17 protein-coding genes are annotated in these 14060 nt (G+C 59.8%); 8 read left to right on the top strand and 9 right to left on the bottom strand.

Going from position 1 to position 14060, the window contains the following annotated elements; translation table 11 throughout:
* Nucleotides 1-6: 6 nt before the first annotated feature.
* From DSD31_RS11055 to DSD31_RS26415, 4 genes are all read left to right on the top strand, one after another.
* Nucleotides 7-930: a 3-hydroxyacyl-CoA dehydrogenase family protein gene (locus DSD31_RS11055; RefSeq protein WP_015584154.1), complete on the top strand. Its 924-nt coding sequence runs from the start codon at nt 7-9 to the stop codon at nt 928-930.
* A gap of 43 nt (nt 931-973) precedes the next feature.
* Nucleotides 974-2368: a GntP family permease gene (locus tag DSD31_RS11050; RefSeq protein ID WP_196770148.1), complete on the top strand. Its 1395-nt coding sequence runs from the start codon at nt 974-976 to the stop codon at nt 2366-2368.
* Between the two features lie 38 nt (nt 2369-2406).
* Nucleotides 2407-3177: a 3-hydroxybutyrate dehydrogenase gene (locus tag DSD31_RS11045; RefSeq protein WP_015584153.1), complete on the top strand. Its 771-nt coding sequence runs from the start codon at nt 2407-2409 to the stop codon at nt 3175-3177.
* A 166-nt stretch (nt 3178-3343) separates the two neighbouring features.
* The gene (locus tag DSD31_RS26415) at nt 3344-3514 is read left to right on the top strand and encodes a YnfU family zinc-binding protein (RefSeq protein ID WP_213084092.1); all 171 of its coding nucleotides are present in this window, start codon (nt 3344-3346) and stop codon (nt 3512-3514) included.
* A gap of 223 nt (nt 3515-3737) precedes the next feature.
* On the opposite strand, the gene cspE is transcribed toward DSD31_RS26415, so the two are convergent.
* A complete protein-coding gene (gene cspE / locus DSD31_RS11040; RefSeq protein ID WP_004862963.1) occupies nt 3738-3953 on the bottom strand; it encodes a transcription antiterminator/RNA stability regulator CspE in 216 nt (71 codons plus the stop codon).
* A gap of 299 nt (nt 3954-4252) precedes the next feature.
* Here cspE and cspF point away from each other — a divergent pair, with 299 nt between their 5' ends.
* On the top strand, nt 4253-4465 hold the full coding sequence (gene cspF / locus DSD31_RS11035; protein WP_004862967.1) for a cold shock-like protein CspF: 213 nt from the start codon (nt 4253-4255) through the stop codon (nt 4463-4465).
* Between the two features lie 45 nt (nt 4466-4510).
* Here cspF and DSD31_RS11030 read toward each other — a convergent pair whose 3' ends face one another.
* Nucleotides 4511-5383, bottom strand: a complete 873-nt coding sequence (locus DSD31_RS11030; protein ID WP_015584152.1) for a LysR family transcriptional regulator — start codon at nt 5381-5383, stop codon at nt 4511-4513.
* Between the two features lie 106 nt (nt 5384-5489).
* Between DSD31_RS11030 and budA the strand changes: the two genes are divergently transcribed.
* The 3 genes from budA to DSD31_RS11015 are packed head-to-tail and all read left to right on the top strand — an operon-like array spanning nt 5490 to nt 8753.
* A complete protein-coding gene (budA, locus tag DSD31_RS11025) occupies nt 5490-6269 on the top strand; it encodes an acetolactate decarboxylase (RefSeq protein ID WP_004862971.1) in 780 nt (259 codons plus the stop codon).
* Nucleotides 6270-6279: 10 nt separating this feature from the next.
* Nucleotides 6280-7959 carry an acetolactate synthase AlsS gene (gene alsS / locus DSD31_RS11020; protein WP_113991041.1) on the top strand — a complete coding sequence of 560 codons (1680 nt, stop codon included), beginning with the start codon at nt 6280-6282 and terminating at the stop codon, nt 7957-7959.
* Between the two features lie 23 nt (nt 7960-7982).
* Nucleotides 7983-8753: a (S)-acetoin forming diacetyl reductase gene (locus DSD31_RS11015; RefSeq protein ID WP_004862981.1), complete on the top strand. Its 771-nt coding sequence runs from the start codon at nt 7983-7985 to the stop codon at nt 8751-8753.
* 90 nt (nt 8754-8843) lie between these two features.
* On the opposite strand, the gene ccmI is transcribed toward DSD31_RS11015, so the two are convergent.
* The 7 genes from ccmI to DSD31_RS10980 are packed head-to-tail and all read right to left on the bottom strand — an operon-like array spanning nt 8844 to nt 14053.
* Nucleotides 8844-9683, bottom strand: coding sequence for a c-type cytochrome biogenesis protein CcmI (gene ccmI / locus DSD31_RS11010; protein ID WP_104896378.1), 840 nt, complete (start codon nt 9681-9683; stop codon nt 8844-8846).
* Nucleotides 9683-10126, bottom strand: a complete 444-nt coding sequence (locus tag DSD31_RS11005) for a cytochrome c-type biogenesis protein (RefSeq protein WP_160873517.1) — start codon at nt 10124-10126, stop codon at nt 9683-9685. Before DSD31_RS11005 ends, ccmI begins: the two co-directional genes overlap by 1 nt.
* Before the next feature lie 8 nt (nt 10127-10134).
* A complete protein-coding gene (locus DSD31_RS11000; protein ID WP_004862986.1) occupies nt 10135-10692 on the bottom strand; it encodes a DsbE family thiol:disulfide interchange protein in 558 nt (185 codons plus the stop codon).
* Complete coding sequence (locus DSD31_RS10995) at nt 10689-12641, bottom strand: heme lyase CcmF/NrfE family subunit (RefSeq protein ID WP_113991040.1); 1953 nt, start codon at nt 12639-12641, stop codon at nt 10689-10691. The genes DSD31_RS11000 and DSD31_RS10995 overlap by 4 nt, the downstream gene beginning before the upstream one ends.
* Nucleotides 12638-13096, bottom strand: a complete 459-nt coding sequence (ccmE, locus tag DSD31_RS10990; protein ID WP_004862993.1) for a cytochrome c maturation protein CcmE — start codon at nt 13094-13096, stop codon at nt 12638-12640. Before ccmE ends, DSD31_RS10995 begins: the two co-directional genes overlap by 4 nt.
* A complete protein-coding gene (gene ccmD, locus DSD31_RS10985) occupies nt 13080-13313 on the bottom strand; it encodes a heme exporter protein CcmD (protein WP_004862998.1) in 234 nt (77 codons plus the stop codon). The genes ccmE and ccmD overlap by 17 nt, the downstream gene beginning before the upstream one ends.
* Nucleotides 13310-14053 (bottom strand): heme ABC transporter permease, encoded by a 744-nt coding sequence (locus DSD31_RS10980; protein WP_004863001.1) that lies wholly within the window; start codon nt 14051-14053, stop codon nt 13310-13312. The genes ccmD and DSD31_RS10980 overlap by 4 nt, the downstream gene beginning before the upstream one ends.
* Nucleotides 14054-14060: the final 7 nt, after the last annotated feature.

Genomic DNA, 14060 nt, shown 5'->3' with positions numbered 1-14060 from the left:
GTCACTATGTATAAACCAACGCTGGCGGTGCTCGGCGCCGGACTGATGGGTATCGGTATCGCCTGCCACTTTGCTCGCCACGGCCACCGGGTACGGCTTTACGACACCGACCCGACGCGTCTGGCGGAAGTCCCTGCCGTTGCCGCCGCTATTTTGCATGAACTGCAGGAGAGCGGACAATTTGACGCCGCCCACCAGCAGGCGGTTCTGGCGCGCTTAACCGGGACCACCAGCCTCAGCGATCTGGCGGAATCGACGCTGCTGATTGAGGCGATTCCCGAACGTTTGCCGCTCAAACATGCGCTGTACGCTCAGCTGGAAACGCTGATTGCCGACGATGCGATCATTGCCAGCAACACCAGCGGCCTGCCGCCGGATAGCCTCGCGGCGGGTATGATCCACCCGCAGCGGCTGTTAATCGCCCACTTCTGGCACCCGCCGCACTTTATTCCGCTTGTGGAAGTGGTGCCCGGCAGCGCCACGCGCCCGGACCTCCCCGCGCTGGTGAGCGACTTTTTCGCCACCGCGGCGCTGGAAGCGGTGGTGCTTCAACGTGCGGCGCCGGGGTTCGTCGGCAATCGCCTGCAGTTCGCTTTGCTGCGCGAGGCGCTGCATATCGTCCACAGCGGTATCGCCTCACCGGAAGTGGTAGATCGGGTCATGCGCGCCTCCCTCGGCCGCCGCTACGCGATGGTCGGTCCGCTGGAGGCGGCCGATATGACCGGGCTGGCGACGGTGCAGGATATTTGTCAGCACCTGCTGCCGGAGCTGGCCGGCGGCGCACAAATGATGGAACTGGTGGCGGAAAAGGTCGCCAGGGGCGAGACCGGTGCGCGCAGCGGGCAAGGATTTTATCGCTGGGATAATGCCCGAATGGCGCGTATCCAGTCGCGTCGGGAGCACCTCCTGCGCTATGCCCTGAAACCGTAGCGTCTCGAACTGTAGCCCACAATAACAATGAGAGTGAGGTGTCGTGATGAGTGTTTTGATTGCCCTGGCCGCGCTGGCATTACTGATGCTGGCGGCCTATCGAGGATATAGCGTTATCCTCTTTGCCCCTATCGCCGCCCTCGGCGCAGTACTGCTCACCGACCCTGGCGCAGTAGGACCGACCTTTACCGGTCTGTTTATGGAAAAAATGGTCGGGTTTGTAAAACTCTACTTCCCGGTGTTTCTGCTGGGCGCGGTGTTCGGCAAGCTTATTGAGCTGTCGGGCTTCTCGCGCGCCATCGTCGCCGCCGCCATTCAGATCCTCGGCCGACGTCACGCCATCCCGGTCATCGTCCTGGTTTGCGCCCTGCTAACCTATGGCGGCGTCTCGCTGTTTGTGGTGGCCTTCGCGGTCTACCCGTTTGCCGCCGAGCTGTTCCGCCAGAGCGCTATCCCCAAACGGCTGATTCCGGCCACCGTTGCGCTGGGGGCGTTTTCATTCACCATGGATGCCCTGCCCGGGACGCCGCAGATCCAGAACATTATTCCCACCAGTTTCTTTGGCACCAACGCCTGGGCAGCCCCCTGGCTTGGAACGATCGGTTCGCTGTTTATCATCACCTTCGGTCTGCTCTGGCTGGAACGTCAACGCCGTAAAGCCCAGCACGCGGGAGAAGGTTACGGCACGGATTTACAAAACGAGCCGGACACGCCGGACAACATCAACCTTCCCCATCCGCTGATAGCCATTGCCCCGCTGCTGCTGGTTGGGATCCTGAACCTGCTGTTTACCCGCTGGATCCCGCGGTGGTACGGTACCACTCACGAGCTGGTTTTACCGGGACTGGCGAAGCCGATCGTCACCGAAGTGGGCAAAATCACCGCGATCTGGGCCGTTGAAGCAGCGCTGCTGGCTGGCATTGTCGTGGTGCTGGTGTTCGGCTTTCGCAATATCCGCGGGCGTCTGGCGGAAGGCAGCCGCACCGCCGTTAGCGGCGCTATTCTCGCGGCGATGAATACGGCTTCGGAATATGGCTTTGGCGCCGTCATTGCCGCGCTGCCCGGTTTCCTGGTTTTGTCAAAAGCGCTGACGGCCATTCCCAACCCGCTGCTGAATGAAGCCATCAGCGTGACGGTGCTGGCGGGGATTACCGGTTCCGCATCGGGCGGGATGAGTATCGCCCTCGCGGCGATGTCGGAGACCTTTATCGCTGCCGCCCACGCCGCCGATATTCCGCTGGAGGTGCTGCATCGCGTGGCCTCGATGGCCAGCGGCGGTATGGATACGCTGCCGCATAATGGCGCGGTAATCACCCTGCTGGCGATTACCGGCCTCAGCCATCGTCAGGCCTACGGCGGCATTTTTGCCATTACCCTGATTAAAAGTCTGGCGGTTCTGTTTGTCATTGCCGTCTTCTATTTAACCGGCATTGTCTGATGCGACAATATTTCACCGGCATCATGAAGGAAAATAGCATGAATCTGAACGGAAAGGTGGCGCTGGTCACCGGCTCAACAAGCGGTATCGGTTTAGGGATCGCGAAGGTACTGGCAAAATCCGGCGCGCAGCTGATCCTCAACGGCTTTGGCGATAGCGCATCCGCGCGCGCGGAAGTGGCGCAAATCGGCAAAACCCCGGGCTATCACGATGCCGACCTGCGCGATGTGCAGCAAATTGAGGCGATGATGGCCTACGCCGAGGCACAATTTGGCGGCGTGGATATTGTGATTAATAACGCCGGGATCCAGCACGTGGCGCCGGTGGAGCATTTTGCCGTAGAGAAGTGGAACGATATTATAGCTATCAACCTCTCCAGCGTTTTTCACACCAGTCGTCTGGCGCTCCCCGGGATGCGGGCGCGTAACTGGGGGCGCATTATCAATATTGCCTCGGTTCACGGCCTGGTGGCCTCGAAGGATAAGTCGGCCTACGTCGCGGCCAAACACGGCGTGATCGGCCTGAGCAAAACGCTGGCGCTGGAGACCGCCAGAACCGGCGTGACCTGCAATGCGATTTGTCCCGGCTGGGTGTTAACCCCGCTGGTACAGCAGCAGATCGATAAACGCATCGCTGAAGGTAGCGATCCTGAGCAGGCCCGCGAACAGCTGCTGGCGGAAAAGCAGCCCTCCGGCGAGTTTGTCACCCCGGAACAGCTGGGTGAACTGGCGCTGTTTCTCTGTAGCGAAGGTGCCGCCCAGGTGCGCGGCGCGGCATGGAACATGGACGGCGGCTGGGTCGCGCAATAACCGACAACCTGCTCAGGAGGCGCCCGTTCCTGCTGAGCAGGCGCCTCATTTTTCCGGCGGGATATTTTCCTGTCGTCGGTTTATTTTCGGCAAAAGACAATGAGTTCGGGCTATTTATTTAATAATGATGTATGGTTTCAGGCCATTAAATCAGGAAGGAAATCATATGTCAGATCGAAAAGATGCCAAAAGCCGCCGTAATTATCTTGTAAAATGCACCTGCCCTAATTGCTCCCAGGATTCAGAACACAGCTTCAGCCGAGTACAAAAAGGCGCCCAGCTCATTTGCCCTTACTGCCACAAACTCTTCCAGACAACAGCAAAAAATGCTGCTTAATCTCTAGATGCCAGACGCTGATTGTTCCACGAAATCCAACACTGATTAGATTATTCTTATCACCTTGAATGAATGGCACAATCGGTTGTTATTTTTTTGGCAAATAGAAAACCCGCACTCTGGCGGGTTTTAAATAAATCTATTCTGTCTGTTCCACGGGTAAATCTGTCTACTCAGGCTGCTGCCGTCTTCGTTATCCCAGACCCGCCCATGTTCAGCATACTTAGCCTACGATGGAAACGTTTGTCGCCGCCGGGCCTTTCGCGCCGCTGCCGACCACAAACTCAACCTTCTGCCCTTCAAACAGGGTGCGGAAGTCTTCGCTTTGAATCGCAGAAAAGTGGACGAAGATGTCCTTGCTGCCGTCGGCCGGCGTAATGAAGCCGAAGCCTTTATCTGCGTTAAACCATTTGACTAAACCAGTCATTTTATTCGACATTCGATATTCCTTTTTATGAGCCCTTAATCGGCAAACTGGTTTGCGCTACAGAATCAACTTAACACTTAATGGAGGGACTCAAGGAAGGAGGTATCAGCGATAACGCCTGGAAATGAGGACTGCTTTAGTGAACTGCTTTCTGTCTTACAAACCGACCTGGCTATTAAGGCACAGGGTATATTTATTAGCAAGGTTTATTTTAGCCGTCCGGAAGCCTGCTCCGGTAAAAAATTAAATCGATAGCTTTATTGTTCGATTAATGTATAGTTCGCCGGTACTTATTTTTACAAGGATTTTATTTGTTCCAAAAAATGACAGGCATTGTCAAAGCGTTTGATAATAAAACCGGCAAAGGCCTTATAATTCCCTCCGATGGTCGTAAAGACGTTCAGGTCCATATTTCTGCATTATCCCCTGGTGAATCAGAAACCATAATTCCAGGTATTCGCGTTGAATTTCGCCGGGTCAACGGCCTGCGCGGTCCGACGGCGGCTAACGTCTACCTCTCATAGCCACAACCCGACCGCTGATACGGCTCCGATAGCCCACCGGAGCGGCTAAAACATCTCCAGAAAACGTTTTACCGTTCGCGATCGTTCGAATCGCCGCCACGCAATCGCAACATCGGTCGTCACCGGCGTCCCCGATAACGGGCGATAGATGACGTCGGGATGGTGGATACAGGTCATCGACTGTGGCACCAGCGCGAAACCAAATCCGGCAGCCACCATGCTTAAGGAGGAGGAGAGTTGCGAAGATTGACTCGCCTGCTGCATATCGATACCGGCGCGCAAACAGCTATTAAAGACCTGCTCATACAGTCCCGGGGCCACCTCACGCGGAAACAGAATCGGCGCGGTCTCCTGCAGTTGTACCAGCGATAGCGCGTTCTCACCGGCAAGCGGGTGGTCACGGTGCAGGGCGATAACCATCGGCTCCACATCGATAATGCGCAGGTTAAACGCTTTGCTGCTTTCGCACGGCAGGCGCACAAAGGCGATATCCAGCTCCCCTTCCCCCAGCGCGCTCATCAGCGCCGCCATATTGCCTTCGACCTGGCGCAGGGCGACCGCCGGATAGCGGCGCTGAAACTGGCGCAGCAGCGCGAAAATCTGCGGATGAAAAGCATTAGAACTGGTGATACCTAACGCCAGCCTGCCGTTCATCCCGCGGGCGATACCTTTGGTCTTTTCCAGCGCCGCGTCGCTCAGAGCAAGGATCTGGCAGGCATCTTCATAAAACGATTCTCCCGCTTCCGTCAGCTCAATTCCCCGCGTCAGACGGCGCAGCAATGGCGTACCAATCTCCCTCTCAAGCCTCTGAATTTGCTGACTTAATGGCGGTTGAGAGATGCCAAGCTCCCTGGCGGCGCGGGTGAAATTTCGCGCCTCGGCCACGGCGACAAAATAGCGTAGATAACGAAGTTCCATATCAAAAACGTCTCAAACCAGCATGCTTTGTATATTGGAACTGAGAGCTGAATCGGGTCAACAATTATTTAATCTTTCTTATATTTGTTGAACGAGGAAGTCTCTGATGACCCATTCTTCTGCATGCACCTGCCAGCAAAGCCTGTGCGAAACCGTACGCGGTTTTTCTGCCCAGCAGCCTGATAACGTGCTCTATCAGACCTCTTTGATGAGCGCGCTCCTGAGCGGCGTCTATGAGGGCAATACCACCATCGCCGACCTGCTCACCCACGGCGATTTCGGTCTCGGAACCTTTAACGAACTCGATGGCGAACTGATCGCCTTCAGCAGCGAGGTCTACCAGCTGCGCGCCGACGGCAGCGCGCGCAAAGCCCGCGGGGACCAAAAAACACCGTTCGCGGTGATGACCTGGTTTCGACCGCAGCACCGCGTCAGCTTCGACCACCCGGTAAACCGCCAGCAGTTGCATGAGATCATCGACCGACAGATCCCCTCCGACAATCTGTTCTGCGCCCTGCATATCGACGGCCATTTTCGCCACGCCCATACCCGGACCGTACCCCGCCAGACTCCCCCCTACCGGGCGATGACCGATGTTCTGGACGACCAGCCGGTGTTCCGCTTCAACCAGCGCAAAGGGATACTGGTCGGTTTTCGCACCCCGCAGCATATGCAGGGGATTAACGTCGCCGGGTATCACGAACACTTCATCACCGACGATCGTCAGGGCGGCGGCCATCTGCTGGATTACCAGCTCGATAGCGGCGTGCTGACTTTCGGCGAGATCCACAAACTGCTGATTGACCTCCCGGCCGACAGCGCTTTTCTCCAGGCCGATTTGCATCCTGACAATCTCGACGCCGCCATTCGCGCGGTAGAAAACTAAGGAGCTTCATATGGACAATCAACGTCACGAACGCCAGTGGGCGCACGGCGCGGATATGATAGTCAGTCAGCTTGAGGCCCAGGGCGTCCGCCAGGTCTTCGGCATCCCCGGCGCGAAAATAGATAAAGTCTTCGATTCGCTGCTGGACTCCACCATCCGGATTATTCCCGTGCGCCACGAAGCTAATGCCGCCTTTATGGCCGCGGCAGTCGGTCGCCTGACCGGTAAAGCGGGCGTCGCGCTGGTCACCTCCGGCCCAGGCTGTTCGAATCTGATTACCGGGATGGCTACCGCGAACAGCGAGGGCGATCCGGTGGTGGCGCTGGGTGGCGCGGTTAAGCGGGCGGATAAGGCAAAACTGGTCCATCAAAGCATGGATACCGTGGCGATGTTCAGTCCGGTGACCAAATATGCCGTTGAAGTGACCGCCGCCGACGCGCTGGCGGAAGTTGTCTCCAACGCTTTCCGCGCCGCTGAGCAGGGGCGCCCCGGCAGCGCCTTTATCAGCCTGCCGCAGGATGTTGTCGATCAACCCACCCACGGCGCGATTCTCCCGGTCGGCAACGCCCCGCAAATGGGCGCGGCCCCTGACGAGGCGATCGAGAAGGTCGCGCAGATGATCGCCGCCGCCAGGAACCCGGTTTTCCTGCTCGGGCTGATGGCCAGCCAGCCGGAAAACAGCCGCGCCCTGCACCAGCTGCTGGAACAGAGTCATATTCCGGTCACCAGCACCTACCAGGCTGCCGGGGCGGTCAATCAGCAGCACTTTGCGCGCTTCGCCGGCCGGGTCGGACTGTTTAACAACCAGGCCGGCGACCGCCTGCTCCACCTCGCCGACCTGATCATCTGCATCGGCTACAGCCCGGTCGAGTATGAACCGGCGATGTGGAACCGCGGTAACGCGACGCTGGTACATATCGACGTGCTGCCGGCTTATGAAGAGCGTAACTACACCCCCGATATGGAGCTGGTGGGTGATATCGCCGCGACGCTGAACAAACTGACCCGACGCATCAGTCATAAGCTGGTGTTAACCCCGCAGGCGGCGGAGATCCTCACCGATCGCCAGCATCAGCGCGAGCTGCTCGACCGCCACGGCGCGCAGCTGAATCAATTTGCCCTTCATCCGCTGCGCATCGTGCGGGCGATGCAGGATATCGTCAACAGCGATGTCACCCTCACCGTCGACATGGGCAGCTTCCATATCTGGATCGCCCGCTATCTGTACAGCTTCCGCGCCCGCCAGGTGATGATTTCCAACGGTCAGCAGACGATGGGCGTCGCGCTGCCGTGGGCAATCGGCGCCTGGCTGGTCAATCCGCAGCGCAAAGTGGTCTCGGTCTCCGGCGACGGCGGGTTCCTGCAATCCAGCATGGAGCTGGAGACCGCCGTCCGGCTGCAGGCCAATATCCTGCATATCATCTGGGTCGACAACGGTTACAACATGGTGGCGATTCAGGAACAGAAAAAATACCAGCGCCTCTCCGGCGTAGAGTTCGGTCCGGTTGATTTCAAAGCCTACGCCGAATCTTTCGGGGCCAAAGGCTTTTCGGTGGAGAGCGCCGACGCGCTGGAGCCGACATTACGTGCCGCCATGGACGTCGATGGCCCGGCGGTGGTCGCTATTCCGGTCGACTACCGCGATAACCCTCTGCTGATGGGGCAACTCCATCTCAGCCAAATACTGTGAGTCACTACAAAAAGGAAAGAAATATGCAAAAAGTCGCCCTTGTCACCGGCGCCGCTCAGGGCATCGGTAAAGCTATCGCGCTGCGCCTGGTTAAAGACGGATTTGCCGTGGCCATTGCCGATTACAACGATACCGCGGCGAAAGCCGTGGCCGCCGAGATCAACCAGCACGGCGGCCGGGCGCTGGCGCTTAAGGTAGACGTCGCGCGCCGTGAACAGGTTTTCGCCGCCGTCGAACAGGCGCGTACAGCGCTGGGCGGTTTCGACGTTATCGTCAACAATGCCGGCATCGCCCCGTCGACGCCGATCGAAGCGATCGTCGAGGAGACCGTCGATAAGGTCTATAACATCAACGTCAAAGGCGTCATCTGGGGCATTCAGGCGGCCGTCGACGCCTTTAAAAAAGAGGGCCACGGCGGGAAAATCATCAACGCCTGTTCCCAGGCCGGGCACGTCGGCAATCCGGAGCTGGCGGTCTACAGCTCGAGTAAATTCGCCGTGCGCGGCCTGACCCAGACCGCCGCCCGCGACCTGGCGCCGCTGGGGATCACCGTTAACGGCTACTGTCCGGGGATCGTCAAAACCCCAATGTGGGCAGAGATCGATCGTCAGGTTTCGGAAGCGGCGGGTAAACCGCTGGGCTACGGTACGGCCGAGTTCGCGAAACGCATCACCCTGGGACGTTTATCCGAACCGGAAGACGTCGCGGCCTGCGTGTCGTATCTGGCGAGCCCGGACTCCGACTATATGACCGGCCAGTCGCTACTGATCGACGGCGGTATGGTTTTTAACTAATTCCATGATGCTCTGACATGGTTTGCCCCTGCCGCGAAACAGGGGCTTTTTTTATGTGCTGGTCGCTCGGGCAATGATTATCCCGGCCGATTAACGCGCGCTCGCCTGCGCCAGCTGGCGTTCAATGGCCTGACGTCGCGCATCGTTCGCCGGCAATATATCCAGCAGTTGTTGCAATGCCGCAACCGCCTGCGGGTAATCTTCGCTACGCAGCGCGCTCAGCGCCAGCAGTTCCAGCACCGGCAGATTGTGCGGCTGCCGCTGATGCAGTTCGCGCAGCAGCAGTTCTGCCATCCGCAGCTGGCCGCTATCGCCGGCCCGCACCAGTACGCTGGCGTAATCGAATGCGGCCAGCGGATCGCCCGCCGCCAGCTGATGGGCGCGGGCAAAGGCGCCGATCGCCGTCTCGCCATCGTTGAGCAACAGGGCAATACGTCCCAGCAGCTGCCAGCCAGCAAGATCGTCAGGCCGATCCTGTAACTGGCTGCGCAGCCCGAGCCTGAGCTGAGCCAGCTGATCCATCCGCAGCGGCGCCGCCGTTGGGTCTTGCACCTGCCGGAGCAGCGCAGGAGTCTGACGTTCCGCCTGCTGCCAGAGCAACACCTGGCCAATATCGCTGGTTTTAAGGAAGATCCCGCTACTCAACAGTACCAGCGCCGCCGCGCCGGGCAGCAGCACCCAACGGCTGAGCGGGCGGACTTTTGCCGGCGTGACGTCGGGAATATCGGCCAGCAGCGTACGCTGCAGTTCAACCACCATCGCTTCCCGGTCGGCAACGTTGTCCTCCTGCGCCAGCTCGTCGAGCCGCGTCTGGTACAGCGTCCGGTTCAGACTATCGCGATCCGCCGCCGCCTTCCCCTGCCACGGAAAATAGAGCAGCGCCAGCGCCCCGGCCAACATCAGGAGCGCCGGCAATAAAAACAGGGTCATCAATCCTCTCCTTTGTTCAGTAACGCCGCCAGCCGCTGACGCTCTTGTTCACTCAGCGCAGCGCTTGCGCCACCGCGACGTCGGGTTCGCGCCACCAGCAGCGCGACACCGGCGATAACAAACAGCCCCGGAACCAGCCACAACAGTAAGGTCCCGGCGGTCAACGGCGGTTCATAGCTGACGAAATGGCCGTAGCGCGCCACCATATAGGCGATGATTTGATCTTTGCTTTGTCCCTGCTGCATCAGCTCATAAACCTTCAGCCGCATATCGGCGGCGATCATCGCATTCGAGTCCGCAATACTGTTGTTCTGGCACTTCGGGCAGCGCAGCTGCGAAGTGATCTCGCGAAACGCCTGCTCCTGCGCTTCGTTTTTGAACTGCCAGGTATCGATGGCGGCCAGCGCCTGGCCGGCGAGCAGCAGCGCCATCAGCGCCAGTATCCAGCGCCTCATGCTGCCGGCTCCTGGGTATATTTCAGCCATAGCGGCTGGAGCTGTTCGCGCCACACCCGGGCGTTCAGATCGCCGGCGTGACGCCAGCGAATAATGCCCTGGCCATCAATCAGAAAGGTTTCCGGCGCGCCATATACGCCCAGATCAAGCCCCAGCATGCCGCTGCCGTCGAACAGACTCAGCGCATAGGGGTTGCCGAGACTGTCGAGCCAGTTCACCGCCTTCTGCCGGTCATCTTTGTAGTTCAGCCCGACGACGCGAACCCCCTGCCCGGACAGCGCATTCAGGAACTGATGTTCGGCGCGACAGGTCGGGCACCAGGTGGCCCAGACATTCAGCAGCAGCGGTTTCCCGTCGATCAGCGCCGCACGGCTGTAGGTTTTTCCCGGCGCCGTCAACGCCTCAAGGCGAAACTCAGGCAGCGGTTTGCCGATCAGCGCAGATTCGAGCATCGTCGGATCGTCGCCCTCGGCGTTACGCATCAATTGCCAGAACAGCGCCATCGCCAGCAGCAGAAACAGCGCCAGCGGAATAAAAAGCAGCCTGCGCTTCATTGTGCCTCCTGCCGTTGTTTACGCATCCGGTAGCGCGGGTCGAGCATGCAGCACAGGCCGCCAAGGGCCATCAGGCCGCCGCCGAACCAAATCCAGCGCACGAACGGTTTGTAGTACAGACGCACCGCCCAGCTGCCATCGTCCAGCTCTTCCCCCAACGCGGCATACAGATCGCGCGTCAAACCGCCGCCGATCGCCGCTTCGGTCATTATCATACGGCTGGCGCTGTAGTAACGTTTTTCCGCGTACAGCGTTGCCTCCGGGCGACCGTTGCGCGTCACCGTAATCACTCCTTCACCGCCGGTCCAGTTCGGGCCGACGATGTTGCGCACCCCGTCGAACACGAAATGGTAGCGATGAATATCGATGCTATCGCCGGTTTTCATCCGTACGTCGCGCTCAATACTGTAGTTCTGGCTGAAGGTAATCCCGATAACGGTGACCGCCACGCCAACGTGACCCAGCACCATTCCCCACTGGCTGCGCGAAATCACCCGCAGGCCGCGCCAGAAACCGTGCCGGTGGGTCGCCCGTTCATGGATTTCAATCAGGGCAAAGAGCAGTACCCAAATCGCCATCATCAGACCCAGAACCGCCATGGCGACAATCCGGTCCTGCAACAGCCACGGCAGCAGCAGAGAAAGTGACAATGTCACCAGCAGCGCAATCGCCAGCCGCTTAAGCTGCTTGCCCGGCTGGTCGCGTCGCCAGCGGATCAACGGTCCCAGTCCCAGCAACAGCGCAAACGGCGCCATCAGCGCGGTGAACAGCAGATTAAAAAAGGGTTCGCCGATCGAGATACTGCCAAGCCCCAGCTCTTTGTGCACCAGCGGTAGCAGCGTGCCGAGCAGAACCACCAGCATGGCGGCGATCAGCAAAATATTGTTCCCCAGCAGAAACGACTCTCGCGACCACAGCGCATGTTCGACTGGCGCCCGTACCTGCCCCCCCTTCAGGGCATAGAGCAGCAGCGAACCGCCGATGGCCACCACCAGTAGCGCCAGAATAAACAGCCCGCGCGTCGGATCCGAGGCGAACGAATGGACCGACACCAGCACCCCGGAGCGCACCAGGAAGGTTCCCAGCAGGCACAGTGAAAAGGCGGCAATCGCCAGCAGCACGGTCCAGGCCCGGAAGCTCCCGCGTTGCTCGGTGACCGCCAGGGAGTGCAGCAGCGCCGTCCCCACCAGCCATGGCATAAACGAGGCGTTCTCCACCGGATCCCAGAACCACCAGCCACCCCATCCCAGCTCGTAGTAGGCCCAGGCAGAGCCCAGCACGATACCCAGAGTCAGGAATACCCATGCCGCCTGGGTCCACGGACGCGACCAGCGCGCCCAGGCGGTATCCAGCCGTCCGGCGAGCAGCGACGCAATCGCAAAGGCGAACGCCACCGAGAAGCCCACGTAGCCCATATACAGGATCGGCGGATGGAAAATCATGCCGATATCCTGCAGCAGCGGATTAAGGTCGCGACCATCAACCGGATAGAGCGGCAGCGTGCGGGCAAACGGATTCGAGGTGAACAGAATAAACAGCAGAAAGCCGAAGGCGATGGTCCCCATCACTGCCAGCACCCGCGCCACGGCGTCCTGCGGCATCCGCCGACTGAACAGCGCCACCGCGAAAGTCCAGACGCTCAGCAGGAGCACCCACAGCAGCAATGAGCCTTCATGGGCGCCCCAGGTCGCCGCGACCCGGTACCACATCGGCAGCGCGCTGTTCGAGTTATCCGCGACATAGCGCACGGTGAAATCATTGACCACGAAGGCATGGACCAGCACGAGAAAAGCGCCCGCGACGCAGAAAAAGAGCGCGCAGGCCAGAGGCCGCGCCAGCGCCATTAGCCGCGGGTCCTGCCGCGCCGCGCCCCATTGCGGATAAATGCCCAGCAGTAGCGCGAGGCCTGTCGCCAGGCACAGCAGATAGTGCCCCAGTTCCGGCATCATGGTTGTTCTCCTTTCTTCTCCGGCTGCAGCGCCTCTTTCACTTCCGGCGGCGTATAGTTCTCATCGTGCTTTGCCAGCACCTGCCGGGCGGTAATGTGCCGATCGCCATCGAGCACCCCCTGGGCTACCACTCCCTGCCCCTCGCGGAAGAGGTCCGGCAGAATGCCCCGATAGCTGACCTCCACCACACCGCGAGCGTCGTACAGTCGGAAACTGACGTCCAGGGTCTGCGGATCACGCTTGACGCTGCCGGGCTGTACATAGCCGCCGATCCGCAGACGCTGGCCGTGATGTGGCCGCTGATGAGTTTCCGTTTTGCCATACAGGATCTCCCCCGGCGTGTAGAAGAGATCGATATTGGCGCTGAGGGCATACAGCGTCAGGCCAATGGTCAACCCGAGGCCAACCAGCACCGCCAGCGCGATCCCGAGCCGGGTTTTACGACGCGTTTGCATCGGCGCCCTCCGCTTCTGCACGGCGGCGAGCGGCGGCGATACGCCGCTCCCGGGCCTGCTGACGACTCAGCTCGCGGAACAGCGTCCGTCGCTGCCACCAGGTATGCAGCGTCAGAACCCCGAAGATCAGCAGCGTCGCCGCCACCGCCAGCCAGACATAAAATGCGTAGCCGCCCATCGCCAGAAAGGCGGCGACAGATGAAAAGGCGGGGGTCATTTCTCCGCTCCTTTTGGGGCCGTGACCAGCGCCTGGACCCAGGGCCGGCGCCGCTCCTGTAACAGAATCAAATTGCGCAGGCGCATCAGGGTCAGCGTGGCCACCAGGCTCAGGAAGGCCAGAATACAGATTCGCAACGGCAGACGCATACTGGGGTCAATCGACTGTTGCATGTTGGTCGACCCTTGATGCAGCGTGTTCCACCAGATGACCGAATAGTGAATGACAGGCAGATTCACCACCCCCACCAGCACCAGAATACCGACCGCCCTGCCCGCCAGACGGCGATCGTCGAAGGCGTGCCAGAGGGCGATAATCCCGGCATAGAGAAACAGCAAAACCAGCTCCGACGTCAGGCGCGCGTCCCAGATCCACCACGTTCCCCACATCGGTTTCCCCCATGCCGCCCCGCTGACCAACGCGATGGCCGTGCAGGCGGCGCCCACCGGCGCCAGCGCCGCCACCGTCAGATCGGCCATTTTCATCTGCCAGACCAGCCCCACAAAGGCGGCGACGGCCATCGCCAGATAGACGCCCATCGACCACATGGCCGCCGGGACATGCAGATACATAATCCGATAGCTTTGTCCCTGCTGATAATCCGCCGGCGCGTAGACAAATCCCCACACCAGCCCCACCGCCAGCAGCAGTGCGCTCAAGGCCGTCAGCCAGGGAATACAGCGGCCGCACAGGCCGTACAGCCGTTCGGGTATCGCCAGTTGATGTAATGCTTTCCACATAACGTTT

This window comes from Klebsiella sp. X13, assembly GCF_003323835.1.
Classification (GTDB): domain Bacteria; phylum Pseudomonadota; class Gammaproteobacteria; order Enterobacterales; family Enterobacteriaceae; genus Klebsiella; species Klebsiella ornithinolytica.
Note: the sequence above shows the minus strand (reverse complement) of the source record. Positions and strands in the feature narration are given on the sequence as shown.

What these genes read in the sequence shown, in the direction of transcription:
- DSD31_RS11055 (WP_015584154.1), top strand. Translation starts at nt 7, where the DNA reads ATGTATAAACCAACGCTGGCGGTGCTCGGCGCCGGACTGATGGGTATC.
- DSD31_RS11045 (WP_015584153.1), top strand. Translation starts at nt 2,407, where the DNA reads ATGAATCTGAACGGAAAGGTGGCGCTGGTCACCGGCTCAACAAGCGGT.
- DSD31_RS26415 (WP_213084092.1), top strand. Translation starts at nt 3,344, where the DNA reads ATGTCAGATCGAAAAGATGCCAAAAGCCGCCGTAATTATCTTGTAAAA.
- cspE (WP_004862963.1), bottom strand. Translation starts at nt 3,953, where the DNA reads ATGTCGAATAAAATGACTGGTTTAGTCAAATGGTTTAACGCAGATAAA.
- DSD31_RS11030 (WP_015584152.1), bottom strand. Translation starts at nt 5,383, where the DNA reads ATGGAACTTCGTTATCTACGCTATTTTGTCGCCGTGGCCGAGGCGCGA.
- budA (WP_004862971.1), top strand. Translation starts at nt 5,490, where the DNA reads ATGACCCATTCTTCTGCATGCACCTGCCAGCAAAGCCTGTGCGAAACC.
- alsS (WP_113991041.1), top strand. Translation starts at nt 6,280, where the DNA reads ATGGACAATCAACGTCACGAACGCCAGTGGGCGCACGGCGCGGATATG.
- DSD31_RS11015 (WP_004862981.1), top strand. Translation starts at nt 7,983, where the DNA reads ATGCAAAAAGTCGCCCTTGTCACCGGCGCCGCTCAGGGCATCGGTAAA.
- ccmI (WP_104896378.1), bottom strand. Translation starts at nt 9,683, where the DNA reads ATGACCCTGTTTTTATTGCCGGCGCTCCTGATGTTGGCCGGGGCGCTG.
- DSD31_RS11000 (WP_004862986.1), bottom strand. Translation starts at nt 10,692, where the DNA reads ATGAAGCGCAGGCTGCTTTTTATTCCGCTGGCGCTGTTTCTGCTGCTG.
- DSD31_RS10995 (WP_113991040.1), bottom strand. Translation starts at nt 12,641, where the DNA reads ATGATGCCGGAACTGGGGCACTATCTGCTGTGCCTGGCGACAGGCCTC.
- ccmE (WP_004862993.1), bottom strand. Translation starts at nt 13,096, where the DNA reads ATGCAAACGCGTCGTAAAACCCGGCTCGGGATCGCGCTGGCGGTGCTG.
- ccmD (WP_004862998.1), bottom strand. Translation starts at nt 13,313, where the DNA reads ATGACCCCCGCCTTTTCATCTGTCGCCGCCTTTCTGGCGATGGGCGGC.
- DSD31_RS10980 (WP_004863001.1), bottom strand. Translation starts at nt 14,053, where the DNA reads ATGTGGAAAGCATTACATCAACTGGCGATACCCGAACGGCTGTACGGC.